We start from the raw sequence: 271 nt of genomic DNA on the forward strand, positions 1-271 counted from the left end.
GGCCATTCGCTGGGCGGTTATCTATCCCTGATGGCGGCGCTGCAGAAGCCGCAGTGGGTCAAGGGCGTGGTGATGCTCGACTCGCCCGTGATCGCGGGCTGGCGCAGCAGCGCGCTGCGCTTCAGCCAGTGGGCCGGCCTCGACGAGCGGCTCTCGCCGGCCGCGGCCACCCGCACGCGCCGCACGCGTTGGGCCGATCGCGAGGAGGCCTGGCGGCATTTCCACGAGAAGCCGGCCTTCGCGCGCTGGGACGAGCGGATGCTGGCCGACT

At 72.3% G+C, this 271-nt stretch carries 1 protein-coding gene; it reads left to right on the forward strand.

Annotated features, from left to right (window positions below; all coding sequences use genetic code 11):
- Positions 1-271: alpha/beta fold hydrolase (locus tag MN204_RS21855; RefSeq protein WP_249872937.1), on the forward strand; the 271-nt coding region annotated here is incomplete at both ends.

Origin of the sequence: Oceanobacillus saliphilus (assembly GCF_023522835.1) — a bacterium.
Classification (GTDB): domain Bacteria; phylum Bacillota; class Bacilli; order Bacillales; family Amphibacillaceae; genus Oceanobacillus; species Oceanobacillus saliphilus.